Below are 18757 nucleotides of genomic sequence, written 5' to 3' on the forward strand. Positions count from 1 at the left end.
GCCCCTACCGGTCGGGCGTCACGGCGAGATTACCGACTGGCACCGGATGGCGACACACAGCTACCGTGTTGGCAACGGCAGGGAGGTCGTCTGGCATGCGGTGGCGCTGGCGCGGCAGTGCGCGGGGTGGGATCGAGCAGGCAGTGCAGGAGTACCTGAAGTCGGGGCGCGGGGGTGGACTGCAAGACCCCCGACTCGACGCCGAGGCCGAGCAGTTGCTGGCGGCGGCCGACGGGCAGCCGGCCCGGTCCGAACCCCGCGGCCGGGCCATGCTGCTGGTCGGCCTGCTCCTGCTGGCGCGGGCCGAGAGCCTGAAGCGGCCGCAGGCCGCACTGCCCGATCTCGCCGCCACGGTCAAGCTCGTCGGCCTGCTGCACGACACCCTGCCCGATGAGGTGCCTGCCGGACTCTGGGAACTGGCCGTGGAGTTCGGCGCCGATCCGGCGGCCCGGGTGAAGGCGGCCCGAGCCCTCCTCGATGCGGAGCAGCGCAGCGGCGAGGACGGGCTGATGGGGCTCGTCGCCCTGCAGCGCGCCCTGTCGGACCTGCCCGAAGACCAGCCGCACTGCGCCGAGTTGCGTCTGCTGCTCGCCACGGAATGGCTCGAGCGCTTCGAGCGGACGGCCGAACCCGGCGATCTCAAAGGCGCCCTCGTGTGGGCCCGGGCGGCGCTCGCCCTGGCCCCGGCTGCCGCCGGCCGCCGACGCGAGGTGTTCCTCCAGGTGCTGGCTGCGACGCTGACCCACGAACTCGCCCGCGACGACACTCCGGAGAACGCGGCCGTCACCGTGGAGGTATGCCGCAAACTGCTGGCGCTGCGGACCCGGCAGGGCCCGGACCGCGTCGACGCCCTGACGGCGCTGGGCGGCGCCCTGTACACCCGGTACAACCACTCGGGAGCGGCCGGGGACCTCGACGAGGCGATCGACCTGCTGCGCTCCGCCACCGCCCCGGGCATGGTCCCGAACGCGGTGCCGCGCGGAGCCCAGCTCACGTGTCTCGCCTCGGTGTTGAACCGCCGCCACGAGCTGACCGGATCCGTCGACGACCTCGACGAGACCATTGCCGTGATGGTCTCGGCCGTCGGACCGGGGGGTCTGACGGATCCCGCCGAGCGGGCACGGTGGAACGGCACGCTCCGCTCCCTCCGGCGGGAGCGGGCCGCGGCCGGCGCACAGCCGGCCGCCGCGCCGCGCCGCGCCCCGGCACTGCCGCACCAGCGCGCCGAGGAGGCCAGGCGGCTGATCCTGCGCGCCGAGGCGGATCCGGACCCCCTCTCCCGCGACCGGGGCATCGAACTGCTGGGCCCGGCCCTGCGGGAACTTCCGGAGGACTTCGCCGACCGCGGCGCCTACAGCGCGCACCTGGGCTCCGCCCTGCTGGCCCGCTACCGGACCGGGACCAAGGACCCGGCCGATCTCGAAGCCGCCCTGGAGTTCGCCCGCGAAGCCGCACGCCTGCGGCACCGGGGCGACCCCGCCAACCAGGTGGCGTACCTGCTCCTGCTGGCACAGGCCACCGAGTCGCGCTACGACCACTCCCCCACGGCGGCGGATCTCGATTCCGCGATCTCCCTGTACCGCATGCTCATCGGGCTCCGGCCGCCGCTCCGGGGGGACCAGCGCTGGCACTGCCTGCACCACCTCGGCAAGAACCTCCTCCTGAGCTGGCAGCGGTCCGGGGAGCTGTCCGATCTCGACGCGGCGGTCGACGCTCTGCGCCAGGGCCTGGACCTCGTACGGCCGCCCGGGGAGCCGTACTGCCTCAATGCCGTGAACCTCGGCCAGGCCCTGGTGTGCCGGCAGGAGATCTCCGGCACCGGCCACGACCTCGACCGGGCCCACGCCTGCCTGTCCGCCGCACTGCCCCACCTCCCGGCGGACGACGAGCTGCGGGAACAGGCGCGCCACCTGCTGGAGGTGGTGGCCGGCCGGCGGCGCGAGCGGAGAGTGCGGCAGGAGGAGGGCATCGACCCACTCCTGAGGAACGCCGAGTTCATCTCGCCGAAGGGCACGCCCGAGGTCCCGCCGGAGCAGGCCGGCCGACAAGGGGGCGACGGCACCGCGGTGGTCCAGTACGACCACCGCCTCACCGAGTACATCTCGCGCTACGAACGGACCGGCGACCCGGCGGTGTTCGGCCCGGCGCTGGACCTCGGGCACCGGGTGCTCGGCGGCATGCCGGACGGGCACCCCGGCCGCCCGGTGATCGAGGGCCGCGTCGGCGTACTGCTGCTGCGGCGGTTCGAGCGGGACGGGGACCCTCTCGACCTCGACGGCGCCGTCGAGCACCTGCGCCTCGGCGCGTACGGGCCCACCCCCAACCTGCAGCAACTGCGGATGCTGCTCGGGATGCCGGACGCGGACCCGGAGGAGCTGCGCCGCGTCGCGGGAAGCCGGGTGGACGCCGTCCTGCAGATGGAGCCGGACCGGGGCGACGAACTGTCCGCGCTGGCAGCCGCCTACGTACGCCGCTTCGAACGCGACGGCGCGCGCGGCGATCTGGACGAGGCGGTGGCGGCTGCGCAGCGGTCGGTGGAAGCGGGCCGCCCGTACGACCGGCCCGCGCACTGCGCACGCCTGACGGTCCTGGGCACGGCCCTGGCGCTGCGCCACCGGTTCACCGGGGACTGCGCCGACCTGGACCGGTCGATCGAGCTGGGCCGCCAGGTCCTGGCCGTGGCCGAGGAGATCTCGCCCGCATCGGCTGCGATCGTCAGGCGGTGGGCCCTGCCCAACCTCTCCGCCCGGCTCCGCAGCCGCCACACGGCCCGCGGCCTGCCGGCCGACCTCGACGAGGCGGTCGCCCTCGGCCGCAAGGCCGTCGCCGTCCAGCTGCCGGGCAACCCGGGCACCTCGGCGCGGACCAACCTCGCCCTGGCGCTGTGGGACCGGGCGCTGCTGCGCGGCGACCCCGGCGATCTCGACGCCGCCGTCGCCGAGGCCGGGGCCGTGGTCGCGGGCATGCGTCCCGCCTCGCCGCGGCGCGCGCACGCGCTGCTGTCGTGGGCGCACATGATGGCCGACCGCAGCGACATGACACGGGAGCGTGAGGGCGGCCGCGCCGGCGAGGACGACGCCGGGGCCGCACTCGGCGGGTTCGCCGAGGCGGTGCAGTGCCTGACCTCGCCGGCGCACGAGAGGCTGGACGCGGCGGTCGGCTGGGGCGTCTTCGGTGCGGCGCGCGCTCAGGCCGGGCTGGCCGGCTGGGAGCCGGCCGCGGACGGCTTCGCGGCGGCCGTCGGGCTGCTGCCGCTGACCGCCTGGCGCGGTCTGGACCGCGGCGACCGCGAGCGGCTGCTCGCGCCGCGCTCGCACGTGGCGAGCGAGGCCGCGGCCTGCGCCATCGCCTGCGGGCGGCTGGAGGAGGCCGTGGAACTCCTCGACCAGGGCCGCTCCGTGCTGTGGGGGCAGGCCCTGGACGCCCGTACGGACCTGACGGAGCTGGCGCGGGCCCACCCCGAGCCGGCCCGGCGGCTCGACGGTCTGCGGGCGGGGCTGGAGCAGGGAGCGAGTCTGGTCGACGGCGACGGCAACGCCGTCGCGGACGGCACGCAGCGGCAGCGCCGGCTGGCCCGGGAGTGGGAGGCGCTGGTGGCGGAGATCCGGCTCCAGCCGGGTTTCGCGTACTTCATGCTCCCGCTCCCCTTCGCGGAGCTGTCGCAGGCGACCGCCGCCGGGCCGATGGTCCTCGTCAACGTCAGCCGCTACCGCTGCGACGCCCTGGTGGTGACCCCGGGTCAGGTCCGGCTGGTCCCGCTGCCCGGTCTGGACGCGGAGGAGGCGCAGCGCCGTACGGAGCGGTACCTGGCGGCCGTGGACCGCATCGGGCGTCCGGGAGCGCCGACCGGTCCCGTGCAGCAGACGGTCCTGGACACCCTGGAGTGGCTGTGGGACACGGTCGCCTCACCGGTGCTGGACGCCCCGGAGGCGGCGGACCGGCGGGGGCGGCGCCTGTGGTGGTGCGCCACGGGGCCGCTGGCCCTGCTGCCGGTGCATGCCGCGGGCTACCACGATCCCGACGACGAACGGCCGTACGACGCGGTGGTGGAGCGGGTGGTGTCCTCGTACATGCCGACCCTGCGGGCCCTGGCCCGGGCGCGCAGGACCCCGGCCGCTCCGGAACGGCCGCGCCGACTGCTCGTCCCGGCGGTGAGCGAGCGGCCCGGGTACGCGCCCTCGCTGGAACCGCTGCCGGGCGTACGGCAGGAGGCGGAGGCACTGCGGCGCCGCTTCCCCGGGCGGCACACGGTCCTGGCCGACGCCCAGGCCACCCGGGCGGTGGTCCTGGACCTGCTGCGCTCGCACAGCTGCGTCCACTTCGCCTGCCACGGCGGCCAGAACCTCGCCGACCCCGCCCAGGGGGCCCTGTACCTGTACGACGGTCCGCTGACGGTGCCCGAGCTCGCCCGGCTCGACCTGGAGTCGGCGGAGCTGGCGGTCCTGTCCGCCTGCCAGACGGCGGTCGGCGGCACGGAGCTCCCGAACGAGGCGATCCACCTGGCCGGCGCCCTGCTGCTGGGCAGCTTCCGGCAGGTCGTCTCGACGCTGTGGACCGTCGGGGACGACACCGCGCGGCGGGTCACGGAGAGGCTGTACGGGGTCCTCGGCGACTCCGCGGGCGCCCTGCACCCGTCCCGCGCCGCCCACGCCCTGCACGAGGCGGTCGTCCACATCCGCCGCGAGGATCCGTACCGGCCCCTGGCCTGGGCCTCGTACGTCCACTTCGGGCCGTAGGGGTGTCTTGCCGGTCATCCGACCTGACGGCGGACCAGCTCGTGGAACAGGCCCTGCGTATCGGCGAGCAGTTCGGCGGGCGGCCCCTGCTGGGCGACCCGGCCGTCCGACATCACGATCACCCGGTCGGCGTCCATGACGGTGGACAGCCGGTGGGCGATCACGATGCGGGTCGCACGCAGAGCGCGGGTGGACTCGATGACCACGCGCTGGGCCTCGTTGTCCAGCGCACTGGTGGCCTCGTCCAGGAAGAGGATGCGCGGTTTGCCGATGAGCGCCTGGGCGATCATCAGCCGCTGGCGCTGGCCGCCCGAGACGGTGCCGCCGCCGTCGGCCAGCACGGTGTGCATGCCCATGGGCATGGCGTTGATGTCCTCGGCGAGGCCCGCCAGAGCGGCGGCCTCCGCCGCCTCCTCGAGCGAGTACGCGCCGGAGCCGCGGATGCAGTCGAGGATCGAGCCGGAGAACGGCTGCGCGTTCTGCAGGACGACACCGCACTGGCGGCGCACGGCCGCCTGGTCGAGTGCGGCCAGGTCCTGGCCGTCGTACAGCACGCTGCCGGAGGCGGGCCGGTCGAAACCGATGAGCAGTCGCAGCAGGGTCGACTTGCCGCAGCCGCTGGCCCCGACGACCGCGACGAACTCACCGGGCCGCACCTGGAAGGACACGTCGTCCAGGACGAGCGGCCCGTCGTCGGCGTACCGGTAGGAGAGGTTCTTCACCTCGACGGCGCCGCCGAGCTCGCCCGGCCGGATGCTGGAGCCGCGCACCTCGGGAGTCTCCTGGAGGAGCGGCTTGACCTGCTCGAACATCGGCTGCACGGCGGCGGCCGAGAGGAGGGCGCCGGTCAGCTGGGTGGCCGAGGACAGCATCATCGTCACGGCGGTGCTGAACGTGAGGAACTCACCGGCGGACAGGCTGCCGCGGGCCGGTCCGGCCAGCAGCATGAACATCACGAGCGTGCACAGCGGCAGATAGACCGCGTTGAGCACCGTGACGACGTTCTTGATCCGGCCGATGCGCTGCTGGAGCTCGCGGGTACGGGCGAACTCCCGCGCCCACGCGGCGTACGCGAAGCTCTCGGCCGCGGCCACGCGCAGCTTGGGCAGACCGCGCAGGGTCTGGAACGCCTGGTTGTCGAGCTTGTTGCCGATCCTGATCAGCCGGCGCTGGTAGCGGAGCTGCCACAGTCCCAGGCCCAGGAAGACGACGGCGATGGCGAGCAGCATGCCGACCGCGGCCAGCGCCAGCGGCACGCTGTAGACGAGCAGCAGCACGAGGTTGATCGTGCCGACGGTGCCCGCCTGCAGGGACACCGAGACGATGCCGGACAGCACGGTGCGGATGGAGCTGATGCCCATGGCCGCGCCGGCCAGTTCCCCGGTGGAGCGGCCGGCGAAGAACGTCACCGGCAGCCGGAGCAGCCGGTCCCATACGGCCGGCTGCAAGGTGGCCTCGATGCGGCCCTCCATGCGCAGGAGGGAGATGTTCTGCAGCAGCATGAAGGCTGCCGAGACCACGCTGGTGGCGATGAGCGCCAGAGCGGTCTGCACGATGAGGCTCTCCTCGGCGTGCGGGACGTACGCGCCGAGCACCCGGCCGGTGGCCACGGGGACGACCGCGCCGAGGCCGACGGCGCCCAGCCCGCCCACGACGAGGCTGCGCAGGTCCGCGCCGCTGCCGCGCACGCTGAAGCGGAGCAGGTGCAGCAGGCCCGGCTTCCGGTCGGGCAGCGGGCGGTAGAACATGACGGCGTGCGGCTCGAACGCGTCCGCGCCGCCCTGGCCGAGGCGTTCGCGCGCGCCGGTGGCGGGGTCGACGGCCTCGTACCGGCCGCGCCGCCACAGCAGCGCGACGGGGGTCCCGTCGTCCGCGCGCCGGCCGACCAGAGGTCCGCTGTTCTCCCGCCACCAGCGCCCGCCCAGCTGGACGGCGCGGGTGCGGATCCGGGAGGCGAGCGCGATGCGTTCGACGGGGTCCGTCCGCTCGGAGGCTGCGGCGGCGCCGCCCGTCGGCTCGGTCAGGGCGATGCCGGCTGCGGCCGCGACCAGACGGCACACGGCGAAGGTCGCGTCGTGGCCCGCATCGCGGCGGGAGCCCCCGCGGGAGCGGCCGATGGAGGCGAGCAGGGTGCGGTCCGCCTGGGTACGGGCGGCCTCGCCGGCCTCGATGCCGGCGGCCGTGCGGTCCTCGTGGGCGCGCTCGTCCTGCTCGATCCAGCGGTCCAGGGCGTCCAGCAGCCGGTACTGCTGGTCCACCATGCCCTGCCACACGGCCCCGTCGACGAGGAGCGTGCCGGCGGGTGCGGACATGCCGGCCGCGGCGTTGTGGGTCTCGTACACGGCGCCGTACTGCACGCTCCCCGGAGGGATCTGCATCCACAGGATGTCCTCGTCGGCCCCGCCGGGGCCGGCGGTGGCGCGGCCCTCCAGCGGCGCCTGGTACAGCACGCGCAGACCGCGGCCGATGCCGCGGGCGAAGGCGTCCTCGAGGGGGCTGGGCGCCGCTTCGGCGAACCCGTTCTGCCAGGGATCGGCGTGCCACCCCCAGGCTCCGTCCGCGGGGACTCCCTGGGCGCCGTGCTCGGGGCGGTACAGCTCGCGCAGCTCGATGCGGCGCAGTACGCAGCCCTGCAGCGGGCGCCCGGTCAGCGTGTGGGCGGGGCCCTCGGCCGGGCCCAGGAGCAGCGTGCCCGACTCGAGCCGGCCGAGGAAGTGCCAGTGGCCCGCCTGGGCGGCGTCGACGGCGAACAGGTCCAGCTCGCCCTGCACGACGAGCCACAGTACGAGCGGGCCTTCCAGCGACAGGCTGCGCAGGCCCGTGCAGTCGACCGCCGTGCCGAGGCCGCCGAGGGCCGCCACGACCGGATCGGGTGCGATGTGGGCCTGGTGGGGCTCGTAAGTCTGGTGGGCCTGATGGGCCGTGTAGGTCATGTGCGTCTGATGGGTCTGGTGGGTCTGGTGCGTCTGGTGGGTCTGGTGTGGAGATGTCACCTCAGTGCTCCTTCACCAGTCGGGCGTACGCGCCCTGTGCGGCGATCAGGTACTCGTGCCGTCCGCGTTCCACGACCGTGCCCCGGTCGAGCACGACGATCTCGTCGCTGTCGCGCACGGTGCTGAGCCGGTGGGCGATCACCACGCAGGCGCAGCCCCGGCGCCGCAGGTTGTCGATGACGATCTGCTCGGTCGCCGCGTCCAGGGCGCTGGTCACCTCGTCCAGGATCATGACGCTGGGGCGGCGCACCAGGGCGCGGGCGATCTCCAGGCGCTGCCGCTGGCCGCCCGAGAAGTTACGGCCGTCCTGCTCGACGCGGCTGTGGATGCCGCCGGCCCGGCGCCCGACCACGTCGTACACGGCGGCGTCCTGGAGGGCGGCGATGACGGCCTCGTCCGGGATGGAGGGGTCCCACAGCGCGACGTTGTCGCGGACGGTGCCCTCGAAGAGGAAGACGTCCTGGTCCACGAAGGAGACGGAGGCGGCCAGCGCGCCGCGCGGGATGTCCTCCAGCCGCATCCCGTCGATGCGGATGGTGCCAGCCCAGGGGGTGTAGAGGCCGGAAATCAGCCGGGAGACGGTGGACTTGCCGCTGCCGGAGCCGCCGACGAGCGCGACCTGCTGCCCGGGGCCGACCGCGAGCGAGACGTCCTTCAGCAGAGGTGCGTCCAGCGGGCTGTAGCCGAAGGTGATGCCGTCCAGCTCCACGTGCCCCTTGAGCCGGCGGGTACCGGCGGCGGCCTCGCCCCGCGCGTCCCGCAGGTAGAGCGGGTCGACGGGGAAGTTCTCGACGTCCTTGAGGCGGGCGACGTCGGCGGCGAAGTCCTGGATCCGGCCGGCCACGCCGCCCAGGCGGGTGATCGGCGCGGTGAAGCTGGTCACCAGGGCCTGGAAGGCGACGAGCAGGCCGACCGAGAGGTGACCCTCCACCGCCCGCAGGCCGCCGATCATCAGGATCAGCGCACTGTTGAGCGCGGCCAGCGTCGGCGCGACGACGGCCAGCCAGGCGCTGGGGACGCCGAGCCGCTGCTGCACGTCGAGGGTGACCGCGTGCTGGCCGGCCCAGCGGCGGAAGAAACCGTTCTCCCCGCCGGTGGCCTTCATCGTCTCGATGAGCTGGAGGCCGCTGTACGAGGTGTTGGTGAGCCGGGCACTCTCGGCGCGCAGCTTCTGCGTGCCGGTGGCCCGAACCCGCATCACGATCCGCACGGCCGCGATGTTGAGCAGCGCGATGAGCACGCCGACGGCGGTGAGCTGCGGGTCGTACGTCCACAGCAGCACCGCGTAGAGCACGACCACCACGGCGTCGACGCCCGCGGCGGCCAGGTCCCGGGCGAGGGTCTCGGCGACCGCGTCGTTGGACTGGAGGCGCTGGACCAGGTCGGCCGGGTTGCGCTGGGTGAAGAAGGCGACCGGCAGCCGGAGCAGGTGCCGCAGGAAGCGGGCGCTGCCGAGCGTCGAGGAGATGATGCGGCCGCGCAGCAGGTTGGCCTGCTGCAGGGAGGTGAGCACGGCCGTGAGCACCAGGGCCGCCGCCATCGAGGCGAAGAGCACGCCCAGCAGAGACGTCTGCTCGCCGATGAGGAACATGTCGATGTACGTACGGCTCAGCGCGGGCACCGTCGCACCGACAGCCACCAGCAGGAGGCTGGAGACCATGGCGGCCAGCATGGTGCCCGACGTGCCGCGCAGACGGGCCGGCAGCGCGCTCATGACACCTTGCTTGCGGCCGGTGCGGCGGAAGCCCGGGCCGGGCTCGAAGACGAGCGCAATGCCGGTGAAGCCGGTGTCGAACTCCTCCATGGGGACGAACCGGCGGCCCTTGCCGGGGTCGTTGATGTACACGCCCCGGCGGCCGAGGCGGCGGCCCATGCCCTCGTAGACGACGTAGTGGTTGAACTCCCAGAACAGGATGGCCGGCGGGTTCACCCCGGCGAGCGCGGCCAGGTCCATCTGCATGCCCTTGGCCGTCAGCCCGTAACCGCGGGCGGCCTTGAGGAGGTTGCCTGCGCGGGAGCCGTCCCGGGACACCCCGCAGGCGATACGCAGCTCCTCCAGGGGCACGAAGCGGCCGAAGTGGCCGAGCACCATGGCCAGCGCGGCGGCGCCGCACTCCACCGCCTCCATCTGCAGCACGGTGGGCGTGCGTACGGTACGGGGCGTGCGGCCCTTGGGGACGGCCGGACGGCGGCGCCGGCGCCCGCCGGCCGGGACCCGGGCGGCCGGGGGCCGGGAGCGGGGCCGGTTCGGGGAGGTGTGCTGCGGCACGGTCACGGAAGCAGCCAATCGACGGGGCGCTGTGCGGCGAGGTGGACGGCTCCGGTGACCGGTGTCGTGGAGTCGACGGGGTAGGGGGGCCCGCCCGCGGAGGACCACCGGTAGCCGGAGGTGGTCGCGGAGGAGCGTTCGAGCTGCACGAGCACGGCGACGGGGTTGCCCTGGCGGGCGAACTGGGCGGCGAGGCGGGAGTCGCCGAGGAAGCCGGTGAGCTGCGCCTGCGTCTGGGGCGCGCGGCCGACTTCCTTGACGCGCCCGCGCAGCACGCCGAACTGCTGCTGGGGGGCGGACTGGACGGTCAGGTCGACCGGGGCGCCCACGCGGATCTCCGCGGCGCCGGCGCCGGGCAGGTAGAGCACGGCGACCAGGGGGTCGTCCGCGTTCTTCACGCGTTCCACGGTCGCGACGTCCGCGCCTGTCGTGACGACCGAGCCCGTCTTGGCGACCAGGGTCGTCACCCGCCCTCCGGCGACCACGCGTACGGTCCGCTCACCCTGGTCCGTGGCGAGCTGGAGCAGCGGCGCGCCCGGGGACAGCAGTTGGCCTTCTTTGGCGAGCACGGCGGTGACCTGTCCGGCGAACGGGCTCTGCAGCAGATAACTGCCCTCGGTATGCGTGAGGATGCCGGGTGCGCTCAGCTTGGAGGAGACGGATCCGGTGAATGCCCAGAAAGCCGCGGCAGCCATGACGACGACGGTGACGGCGAGAACGAGCCGGCCCTGCGGGCGTGCGAAACGTACGGGCAGATCGAGTTCTTCGGGCGATTGCAGCTTGGAGAGCGCCTTTTGACGGAACTGCACGAGCTATCCTTCGCCTGCATTCTGCATTCTTGAAACGGGCACCCGTGAACCCCGGAACGGTGACGTCCCGGGGTTCACGCGCGCTGCTGGCCGGCTCGGCTCAGAGGCCGGCGACACCGGCGCGAACGCCGACGATGCCCTCGACCTGGCCGGGCAGGGCCAGCGCGCCGTGGACCGTGTCCAGCGAGGTCACGGTGTTCACGACGTGGAAGACGTCGCCGGTGACGGCGCCGAGGAGGCCACCGGAAATGCTGACACCGCCGGAAACCGCGTCCAGTTCGTCGTCGGCGATCTCACGGGTCTCGATGTCGTTACGCATGATGTGCGCACCCTTCAGTTGTCTGAATGTTTCTCAAATGGCGTGGGCGGTCTGCAACAAGGCGGTCCGACCACTCCCGAACATCACTTCGGTGGGCAGATGTAAGCACGCGAACGGGTCACCCGGCCAACCGCGTTGACGCCCTCTCTCGCGCCAGGTGACCGTTCACTCGGCGGGCTTTCCGATTGATTCGACGGATCGCCACGGGTTCTCCACAAGATCGAGTAACAAAACAGAACACCCCATCACCCCCGAAGCCCAAACCCACCCAGACCCCCACCACCCGCAGCGGCCGCCCTCTCCACATCAGGTCGGGATGTAACGGGAGGCACCCCCTCCACTTTCACCGCGTGAAGATTTCCGGGAGCGGCACTCCGTGACGGGCCGACCACGATCCGTGCCGATCGCCGTCCTCCCGGCTATGGTCGGCCCATGGAACGAGTGCGCAGCCGAGTGATCGTCCACGGCGTGGTGCAGGGCGTCTTCTTCCGCGACACCTGCCGCCGCACCGCCCTCGATCACGGCGTGGCCGGCTGGGTCCGCAACCTCCCGGACGGGACCGTCGAGGCGGTGTTCGAGGGACCCGCGGCCGCGGTCGCCCGCATGCTCGACTGGGCCCACCGAGGCCCGAGCGGCGCCGACGTGACCCGCGTCCAGCTCCACGAGGAACAGCCCGAGGCCCTCGAAGGCTTCGAGATCCGCGCCTGAACCCACCCGCCGGGAACACGAAGAGGCCGTCCTCCCCGAATGGGAGAACGGCCTCCGCGGATTCCATCCGTCCGCCATGCTGGGACTCTTCCGGCGGATGCGCCGGCCTCGTGACGCTCGACCGCACAAGACGAACGGAACCCTGTGAGCCTTGCTCGCTCCGGCGGGCGTGTGCAGCCCGCCCGCGCCGGTGACCCCAAGCGGGTCGGCACGTACCGGATCATCGGCCGACTCGGTGCGGGCGGCATGGGCACGGTTCACGCCGGCCTCGATCCGGCCGGGCTGCGCGTCGCGGTCAAGGTCGTCCACCCCGCACACGCCGAGGACCCCGAGTTCCGGGCCCGCTTCCGCCGCGAGGTGCAGCTCTCCGCCCGCGTCCAGGGACCGTGCCTCATCCCCCTCCTTGCGGCCGACCCCGATGCCGAAACCCCGTGGCTGGCCACCGCCTACGCCCCGGGCCTCACCCTCGAACAGCACCTGGCCGTGCACGGCCCCCTTTCCGGCGGCACCCTGTACGCCTTCGCCACGGGCACCGCCCGGGCCCTCGCCGCCATCCACGCCGCCGACGTCGTCCACCGGGACGTCAAACCGCAGAACGTCATCCTCACTCCCGCCGGGCCGCGCGTCCTGGACTTCGGGATCGCCCACGCCGCCGACGGCACGTCCGTGACCCGGACCGGCGTGATGACCGGCACTCCGGGCTGGATCAGCCCCGAGCACTACCGCACCGGCACCGCCGGCCCCGAGGGCGACGTGTTCGCGTGGGGCGCTCTCGTCTCCTACGCCGCCACCGGCCGCCTGCCGTTCGGCACGGGAGCCCCGGACGTGGTCGCGTACCGCGTCATGTCCGGCGATCCCGATCTCGACGGCCTCCCCGGGGAACTGCGCCGGACCGTGGAGAAGGCCCTCGCGAAGAGCCCCGACGAACGGATGACCGCCGGCTCGGCAGCGGAGGAGTGCGCGCGGCTCCTCGCCACCCAGGCGACCCACGTACTCACCGCCGGCGCAGGGCCGGGAGCGACGCGGGCCGACCACCTCGTCACCGGCGAGTGGAACGTGCCGGGCGTGGAGGACCCCGCCTGGCGCACCCCGGCCGCGTCCACCCGCAAGCGCGCGCTCATGGCCGCCGTCGCCGCGGCAGCCGCGGGCACCGCCGTCGCGGGCAGCATCGTCGCTTTCGACACCAAGGACCGCGTCGTCACCGGCACCGCACCCAGCAGCGCAGTCAGTGCCTCGCCCCTCCACGGCGCGTCCGCCGCGACCGATTCCTCCTCCATCCCGGCCGAAGCCATGACCGCAACCCCGGTCGATGCACGAACCGTCAGGGTCCCCACGGATCCGCTGGCGGGAGTACCCGACCCCGCCTACACCCGATCCGGTGACGAAACCCAGCCGCACCCGGACGAATGGCGGACCAGCGCCACCGCCGGCAGTCCTCGGGAGCGGGAGGCCGAGCAGTCGATCCGCGACCGGATGACATCCATGCTGGCCACGAAGGACATGGCCTTCATGAAGCCCACGGTCACGTTCAACCTGCGCGCGCAGACCCTGATCGTGACCGGCGGGCCGGTCCCCCAACTCCCCGACCACTACCGGGAAGTGTTCCGCCGGGCCGCGCAGATGGCCGTGTGCACCGTGCTCGCACACCGCCTCAAGAACGCCCCCACGACCTGGCCGTACGGCCGCTTCTCGGTCTACTGGAAGACATCCGACGGTGACGTCAACGCGTCGGCCATCGGCTACGGAACTGCCACTGACGGCTGCTTCACGGAGATCGCCGGCCAATGGCGCGGCGACGAGTCCGGCATGGCGACTGCGGAGATCCCCAGCAGCGACAAGGCAGAGATCCGCGTGGCCGACGCCACGGCCAAAGCCGTCACGGCCACCTGGAACACCAACACCGCCGAGACGAACGAAGCCCCCATCGGCGCGTCCGACGGCATCACCCTCGGCTTCGACCCCGTCGAGAACGCCGCCTACGTATGGACCGACGACCCCGACAACCGTTTTGCGAGCCGCGCTTCCCAATCCAATCTCAAAGGCGCCGTCGAGGAAGCCGTCTGCCGCAAACTCATCGCCGAGTTCAACAGCAACAGGAGCTGGAACTACACCCACTGGGCCGTCGCCGTGTACAACCCGTACACGAATGAACGCCAGTTCATCGGCTCAGGCACTTGCACCCCGTAAGCCGCTCGACAGCGGCCTGAGGGACAGCCCTCAGCTGCCGGCCGCTGCGTCTTCGTGGCTACGGGCCGCGGGGCGGCCCGTCACGCGGGCCTCCAGCGCTTGCTTCGCCTGCGGCCATTCCGGCCGGGTGATGCTGTACACCGCCGTGTCGCGTATCCAGCCGTCCCGCATGACCATGTGGTGCCGCAGGACACCCTCGAGCGTCGCGCCCAGCCGGGATATCGCCGTCCGCGACTTCGTGTTCCGCACGTCCGTCAGCAGCTCGACCCGGTTCATCCCCATCACCTCGAAGGCATGCATCAGCATCAACAGCTTCGCCTCGGTGTTCATGCCGGTCCGCTGCCAGGACTCCGCGAGGAAGGTCCAGCCGATCTCCAGCCGCCGCTGTGCGGTGTTGATCATCATCAGCCGCGTCGAGCCGATGACCCGCCCGGTGGCCGCGTCCACCGTCGCGTACGGGAGCTGCGTGCCCTCGGCGCGGGCCGCCATCGCGTCTTCGATGAAGCCACGGACATCATCCGGATGCGGGACGAGCGTCACCGCGAGATTCCACAGGCTGCCGTCGCGAACCGCCTCGCACAGCCCGTCGTGGTGCCGGAGCTCGAGCGGCTCGAGCCGCACCCGCTCTCCCACGAGCGCCACCAGCTCCGCCGACCCCGTCGCCCGCTCCATGCCCGCCCCGCCCGTCCCCCGTGATCACCACCGACGGCCAGACCCTACCCGCCGTCGACGATCACCCACCAGGTTTTCCCCGGAAACGATCAAGGGCGCACAGCGTGCGCTTCCGTACGTGCTGGGCACCCGTCGACATGGACGCTGGTCCCCAAGTGGTCCCCAAGGGGCGCCATCTGGCCCTCGGTAAGCAGGCGCGTGCACCCGTCGGCTGCGCTACCTCGGGGGAAGCGTGCAGGCGAAGGCCACCGCCGCCGTCACCCAGTGCCGCAGGACGGAGTCCTCCGCGAGGGCAGGGCCTGCGACCGTCACCCAGCCGCGCATCGGGCGGCCGGTGAACTCCATGGGCCGGGCCTCCGGCCGGGCGAGCGCCTCCTCGGCCCGGTCCGGACCCACCCGGGCGATGAGCTCGTCGCCGACCACGCCCACGCTCATGTGTCCGCCCAGAAGGAAGGACAGGCCGCCGAACATCCGCTTCTCGGTGAACGTCTTCCCCTGGGCGGTGGTGGGTGCTGCGGCTCTGGGCCGGTATGCCCGGGTGTCGGGCTGGAGAACGGCCGAACGGTGGACCGCCGAGGAGCACCGTCACTTCGTGGCCCTACGGCCCTGCCGCTGACGTCGTGCCGCTCGTCGTCGGGGCCCTGATCCGTGCCAACCGCGGACGAGGAAGGTCGCGGCCGAGGCGACGAAGAGGCCGGCGGTGATCAGCAGCCAGCGGCCCAGGAAGACGTCGGCCGGGAGTCCGGTGGCCGCGGTGTAGTGGCTTACCCGGCGGAGGATCAGCGGCCACCAGACCAGCAGCAGAAGCCCCGAGACGCAGGCCGGGACGCGCACGTAGTTGACGCTCGGTCTCGGCGGGCCCTCCCCCGCGCCCGCCCTCCCCCGGAACAGCAGCTGCACGGCCCGGTCGGTCACCGAGTACAGGGGGAGCAGCACGAGGTCGTGGAGGAGTGCCGCCCCGACGAACCACAGGGCCACGCCCAGGGTGTCTCCCTTGAGCAGGCGCACGCCGGCGTAGGCGGCGAGGGCGAAGGAGGCCAGTACGAGGAGCAGGTGGAGCGGGGAGGCTCCGTAGCGCCGCCGGAAGGCGGTCGTGCCGCTCATGCCGGCGCTCCGAAGGTGAGGCGGGTGACCCATTTGGTGTTGTGGACGCCGGGGGCGCCGGGGACGATCACGCGGGCCGGGTAGCCGTGGTCGGGCGAGAGGACAGCCCCGTTGACGCGTACGGCCAGCAGTGAGAGCTGGTCGCGTACCTGGTTGTCTCTCAGGACGACCGAGCTGAACGGCCCTCCTCGCTGTACGGATTCCACCAGGACCTGCGGGGTGTCCGTGCCCCGTCCGACGAGGGCGGCCAAGTCGGTGAGCCGTACGCCGCTCCACAGCTGGTCGGGGGTCGACCAGCCCTCCACGCAGGCGATGGGCAGGGCCGCCTCGTGCTGCGGCATGGCCAGCAGTTCCTCACGGGTCAGGACGACCTGGCGGCCGGAGCCTCGTACGGTCAGCCGCCAGGCGGGGCCGATGTCGCTCGGCCGGATGCCGACGGATGCCGCGGTCTTGTTGATCTGGAAGCCGTTCGGCCCGGAACCGGGGTCCTGGCCGTGCGGGGCGAGCAGCGCGGTCCGGCGCCACCAACCGCCCACGCTCTGCCCGGCCGTCACCACGAACAGCGCCAGGGACCCCAGCCCCACCAGGCCCAGGGCGCCCCGGCGGGAGATGGTCGGGGGCGCCGGCCGGGGCGGGACCAGCCCTGCCGCCTCCTCTGTACCGGCCTGCGGCTGCACCGGTCCGGCCCGGACGGCGCGGAGTGCTCGCGGCAGCCGCGAGGTCACGTGCACGACGAAGGCTCCGATGAACACCCACGCCCCGTAGAAGTGCAGGACGTAGAAGGAGCCCGGGAAGATGTAGTGCAGCTGCACGTTGAGGATGCCGGTGACGAACTCGAAGCCGGCACCGCCCACCAGGAGCAGCAGGGACAGTCGCTCGATGCCATGGCTGACCGACCGCACGGGCGGCCACTCGAACAGCTTGGGGATGACCGACCACAGCTTCGCCAGCAGAACGGGGACGAGAACGACGCCCAGGACCACGTGCACGCCCTGGGTCAGCCGGTAGAGCCAGTACGGGGAGGTCGGCCAGGAGAACAGATAGAAGCCGAGCCACCCCTTGTCGGGCGTCTGGTCGTTGACCCGCGCCAGGTCCGGGTTGTACGCGGCGTACGACAGCAGCCCGGTCACGAACAGGACCGTCACGCCGACGAGCAGGATCAGGCCGAACACCGCGGTCAGCCACGGCCCCCGCAGCGGGCTGCGCCAGAACTCCGGGCGCGTCGGCCCCGGCGGCGGCGCGGGCGGCACGACGGAACGCAGAACAGCCCGCACCCGCTCCGGGCCGGCCCGCCGCTCTCCGCCGGAGTCTGATGCGGTAGCTGGAGCGCTCGCCACCGGACGCGGCTCCCCCGCTTGCCGTGGCCCCGCGGGTTCCGGTCTCCGCCCACCCGACGCCGACGAGCGTGACGTGTCACCAGGCTGATCCCGACCACCATCACTCGGACGCACCGGGACACCTCCACAGATACCGCGGTTTTCGGACACTCGTCACTGAGCAGAACATGCCGCACATGGAGGATGACCGGCCATGTGACACGCCACGCCGCTCCGTCGACCGGAACACCGACGACGCCACCCCCGAAGGGCGCGGGGGGCGGGGTCGCCGGTGTTCCGCGACCAGGGTCCTTGCGGCGGCCAGACGCGTGGAATCCCGGGTGGCACCACACAGCCGGACCTTGGAGCGCGCCGCCGACCGGTTCGCCGGCTTCGTGCGGTCCTGGGCCGAGGAGTACGCCACCGCCGGCCCCGAGCGGATCGCCGAGGCACTGGCCGACAGCGTCATGGCCTGCCTGGGCGAGGGCCGCACCAACACGGTCGTCGAGTTCGAGCTGATCACTCACCCGACCCGGCCGCCGACAACCCGCCGCACCGCCGAACAACTCCTCGCCGTCGACCTCGCCCCCGACGACACCGCCTTGGCGGACCAGCCCCGCAGGGGACGTGCGACCGCACCGCGACCACCAGGACTTCGGGCACGGAAAAGGCCGTCCTCCCATTTCTGAGAAGACGGCCTCCGACGTGCGTAAAGCACAGTCGGGACGACAGGATTTGAACCTGCGACCCCTTGACCCCCAGTCAAGTGCGCTACCAAGCTGCGCCACGTCCCGATGCCCGCTGACCTGGGGTTTCCCCTGGTTGAACGCGCAGGAGAACAATACCGCACTTCGCGGGGTGGTCGCGCGCAGCTTTCTCGGGGCCGGGGCGTGCGGAGGAGGCGCTTGACCTCAAGCTGACTTGAGGTTGCACGATCGGTGCATGACACAGGCAACCGCGGACACGGCGTTCCGCTACGACGATCTGAGCCGGCTCATGGCGCTCATGACCGGGGCCGAGAAGCACGGGCCCGCCGCCACCTCCACCCTCGACGTGCTCTGGGTGCTCTACGACCGGGTGCTGCGCGTCGGGCCGGCCGGCGTCGAGGAGCCCGGGCGGGACCGGTTCCTGCTTTCCAAGGGGCACGGGCCGATGGCGTACTACGCCGTACTCGCCGCCAAGGGGTTCTTCCCGGTCGACTGGCTGAGCGGCTTCGGCTCGTACGGGTCCCCCCTCGGGCACCACCCGGACCGCACCCTGATCCCCGGAGTGGAGATCGGCAGCGGCTCGCTCGGGCACGGGCTGCCGCTCGCCGTCGGCAGTGCGCTCGGGCTGCAGGCGCAGGGGCTGGACGAGCCGGCGGTGTGGGTGCTGATCGGGGACGCCGAGCTCGACGAGGGCAGCAATCACGAGGCCCTCGCGTACGCCGGCGCGGCCGGGCTGGAGCGGCTGCACACCGTGGTGATCGACAACGACTCCGCGACCCACGGCTGGCGCGGCGGGATCGCCTCCCGCTTCGAGGCGGCCGGCTGGTCGGCGGTGACCGTCGACGGCCGGGACCACGCGGCGCTGCACGCCGCCTTCACCACACCGCATCCGGGCCGGCCGCACGCCGTCATCGCCCGTGTCGAGAAGAAGCAGTAG

The 18757-nt window shown here is 72.8% G+C and carries 13 protein-coding genes and 1 tRNA gene; 5 read left to right on the forward strand and 9 right to left on the reverse strand.

The annotated features are described in order from the left end of the window. Positions 1-95 precede the first annotated feature (95 nt). Positions 96-4736, forward strand: coding sequence for a CHAT domain-containing protein (locus OHT74_RS07455; protein ID WP_328619784.1), 4641 nt, complete (start codon positions 96-98; stop codon positions 4734-4736). Positions 4737-4750: 14 nt separating this feature from the next. On the opposite strand, the gene OHT74_RS07460 is transcribed toward OHT74_RS07455, so the two are convergent. The 4 genes from OHT74_RS07460 to OHT74_RS07475 form a co-directional block, all read right to left on the reverse strand. After that, positions 4751-7669 (reverse strand): NHLP bacteriocin export ABC transporter permease/ATPase subunit, encoded by a 2919-nt coding sequence (locus tag OHT74_RS07460; RefSeq protein ID WP_328623273.1) that lies wholly within the window; start codon positions 7667-7669, stop codon positions 4751-4753. A 61-nt stretch (positions 7670-7730) separates the two neighbouring features. Beyond that, positions 7731-10004, reverse strand: coding sequence for an NHLP family bacteriocin export ABC transporter peptidase/permease/ATPase subunit (locus tag OHT74_RS07465; RefSeq protein WP_443047301.1), 2274 nt, complete (start codon positions 10002-10004; stop codon positions 7731-7733). Next, on the reverse strand, positions 10001-10807 hold the full coding sequence (locus OHT74_RS07470) for an HlyD family efflux transporter periplasmic adaptor subunit (RefSeq protein WP_328619785.1): 807 nt from the start codon (positions 10805-10807) through the stop codon (positions 10001-10003). Before OHT74_RS07470 ends, OHT74_RS07465 begins: the two co-directional genes overlap by 4 nt. Before the next feature lie 100 nt (positions 10808-10907). Further along, positions 10908-11126, reverse strand: coding sequence for a hypothetical protein (locus tag OHT74_RS07475; RefSeq protein ID WP_053788601.1), 219 nt, complete (start codon positions 11124-11126; stop codon positions 10908-10910). 432 nt (positions 11127-11558) lie between these two features. On the opposite strand from OHT74_RS07475, the gene OHT74_RS07480 reads away from it, so the two are divergent. Further along, on the forward strand, positions 11559-11834 hold the full coding sequence (locus OHT74_RS07480) for an acylphosphatase (RefSeq protein WP_266661809.1): 276 nt from the start codon (positions 11559-11561) through the stop codon (positions 11832-11834). Between the two features lie 144 nt (positions 11835-11978). Beyond that, complete coding sequence (locus OHT74_RS07485; protein ID WP_328619786.1) at positions 11979-14021, forward strand: serine/threonine-protein kinase; 2043 nt, start codon at positions 11979-11981, stop codon at positions 14019-14021. 30 nt (positions 14022-14051) lie between these two features. Here OHT74_RS07485 and OHT74_RS07490 read toward each other — a convergent pair whose 3' ends face one another. From OHT74_RS07490 to OHT74_RS07505, 4 genes are all read right to left on the reverse strand, one after another. Then, positions 14052-14693, reverse strand: a complete 642-nt coding sequence (locus OHT74_RS07490) for a GNAT family N-acetyltransferase (protein WP_328619787.1) — start codon at positions 14691-14693, stop codon at positions 14052-14054. 216 nt (positions 14694-14909) lie between these two features. Next, entirely contained in the window at positions 14910-15128 is a 219-nt protein-coding gene (locus OHT74_RS07495) for a TfoX/Sxy family protein (RefSeq protein ID WP_328619788.1), read from the reverse strand. A gap of 150 nt (positions 15129-15278) precedes the next feature. Continuing rightward, positions 15279-15797 carry a hypothetical protein gene (locus OHT74_RS07500; RefSeq protein WP_328619789.1) on the reverse strand — a complete coding sequence of 173 codons (519 nt, stop codon included), beginning with the start codon at positions 15795-15797 and terminating at the stop codon, positions 15279-15281. Then, positions 15794-17071: a molybdopterin-dependent oxidoreductase gene (locus OHT74_RS07505; protein ID WP_443047302.1), complete on the reverse strand. Its 1278-nt coding sequence runs from the start codon at positions 17069-17071 to the stop codon at positions 15794-15796. The genes OHT74_RS07500 and OHT74_RS07505 overlap by 4 nt, the downstream gene beginning before the upstream one ends. A gap of 383 nt (positions 17072-17454) precedes the next feature. On the opposite strand from OHT74_RS07505, the gene OHT74_RS07510 reads away from it, so the two are divergent. After that, positions 17455-17802 (forward strand): hypothetical protein, encoded by a 348-nt coding sequence (locus OHT74_RS07510; protein ID WP_328619790.1) that lies wholly within the window; start codon positions 17455-17457, stop codon positions 17800-17802. Positions 17803-17833: 31 nt separating this feature from the next. Here OHT74_RS07510 and OHT74_RS07515 read toward each other — a convergent pair. After that, a tRNA-Pro gene (locus tag OHT74_RS07515) sits at positions 17834-17907 on the reverse strand. 148 nt (positions 17908-18055) lie between these two features. On the opposite strand from OHT74_RS07515, the gene OHT74_RS07520 reads away from it, so the two are divergent. Next, positions 18056-18757: a transketolase gene (locus OHT74_RS07520; protein ID WP_328619791.1), complete on the forward strand. Its 702-nt coding sequence runs from the start codon at positions 18056-18058 to the stop codon at positions 18755-18757.

Source organism: Streptomyces sp. NBC_00354 (genome assembly GCF_036106915.1).
Taxonomy (GTDB): domain Bacteria; phylum Actinomycetota; class Actinomycetes; order Streptomycetales; family Streptomycetaceae; genus Streptomyces.

Excerpts from the sequence above, each read along its gene's own strand:
- OHT74_RS07455 (WP_328619784.1), top strand. The coding sequence starts at position 96 with ATGCGGTGGCGCTGGCGCGGCAGTGCGCGGGGTGGGATCGAGCAGGCA.
- OHT74_RS07460 (WP_328623273.1), bottom strand. The coding sequence starts at position 7,669 with ATGACCTACACGGCCCATCAGGCCCACCAGACTTACGAGCCCCACCAG.
- OHT74_RS07475 (WP_053788601.1), bottom strand. The coding sequence starts at position 11,126 with ATGCGTAACGACATCGAGACCCGTGAGATCGCCGACGACGAACTGGAC.
- OHT74_RS07480 (WP_266661809.1), top strand. The coding sequence starts at position 11,559 with ATGGAACGAGTGCGCAGCCGAGTGATCGTCCACGGCGTGGTGCAGGGC.
- OHT74_RS07490 (WP_328619787.1), bottom strand. The coding sequence starts at position 14,693 with ATGGAGCGGGCGACGGGGTCGGCGGAGCTGGTGGCGCTCGTGGGAGAG.
- OHT74_RS07495 (WP_328619788.1), bottom strand. The coding sequence starts at position 15,128 with ATGAGCGTGGGCGTGGTCGGCGACGAGCTCATCGCCCGGGTGGGTCCG.
- OHT74_RS07500 (WP_328619789.1), bottom strand. The coding sequence starts at position 15,797 with ATGAGCGGCACGACCGCCTTCCGGCGGCGCTACGGAGCCTCCCCGCTC.
- OHT74_RS07520 (WP_328619791.1), top strand. The coding sequence starts at position 18,056 with ATGACACAGGCAACCGCGGACACGGCGTTCCGCTACGACGATCTGAGC.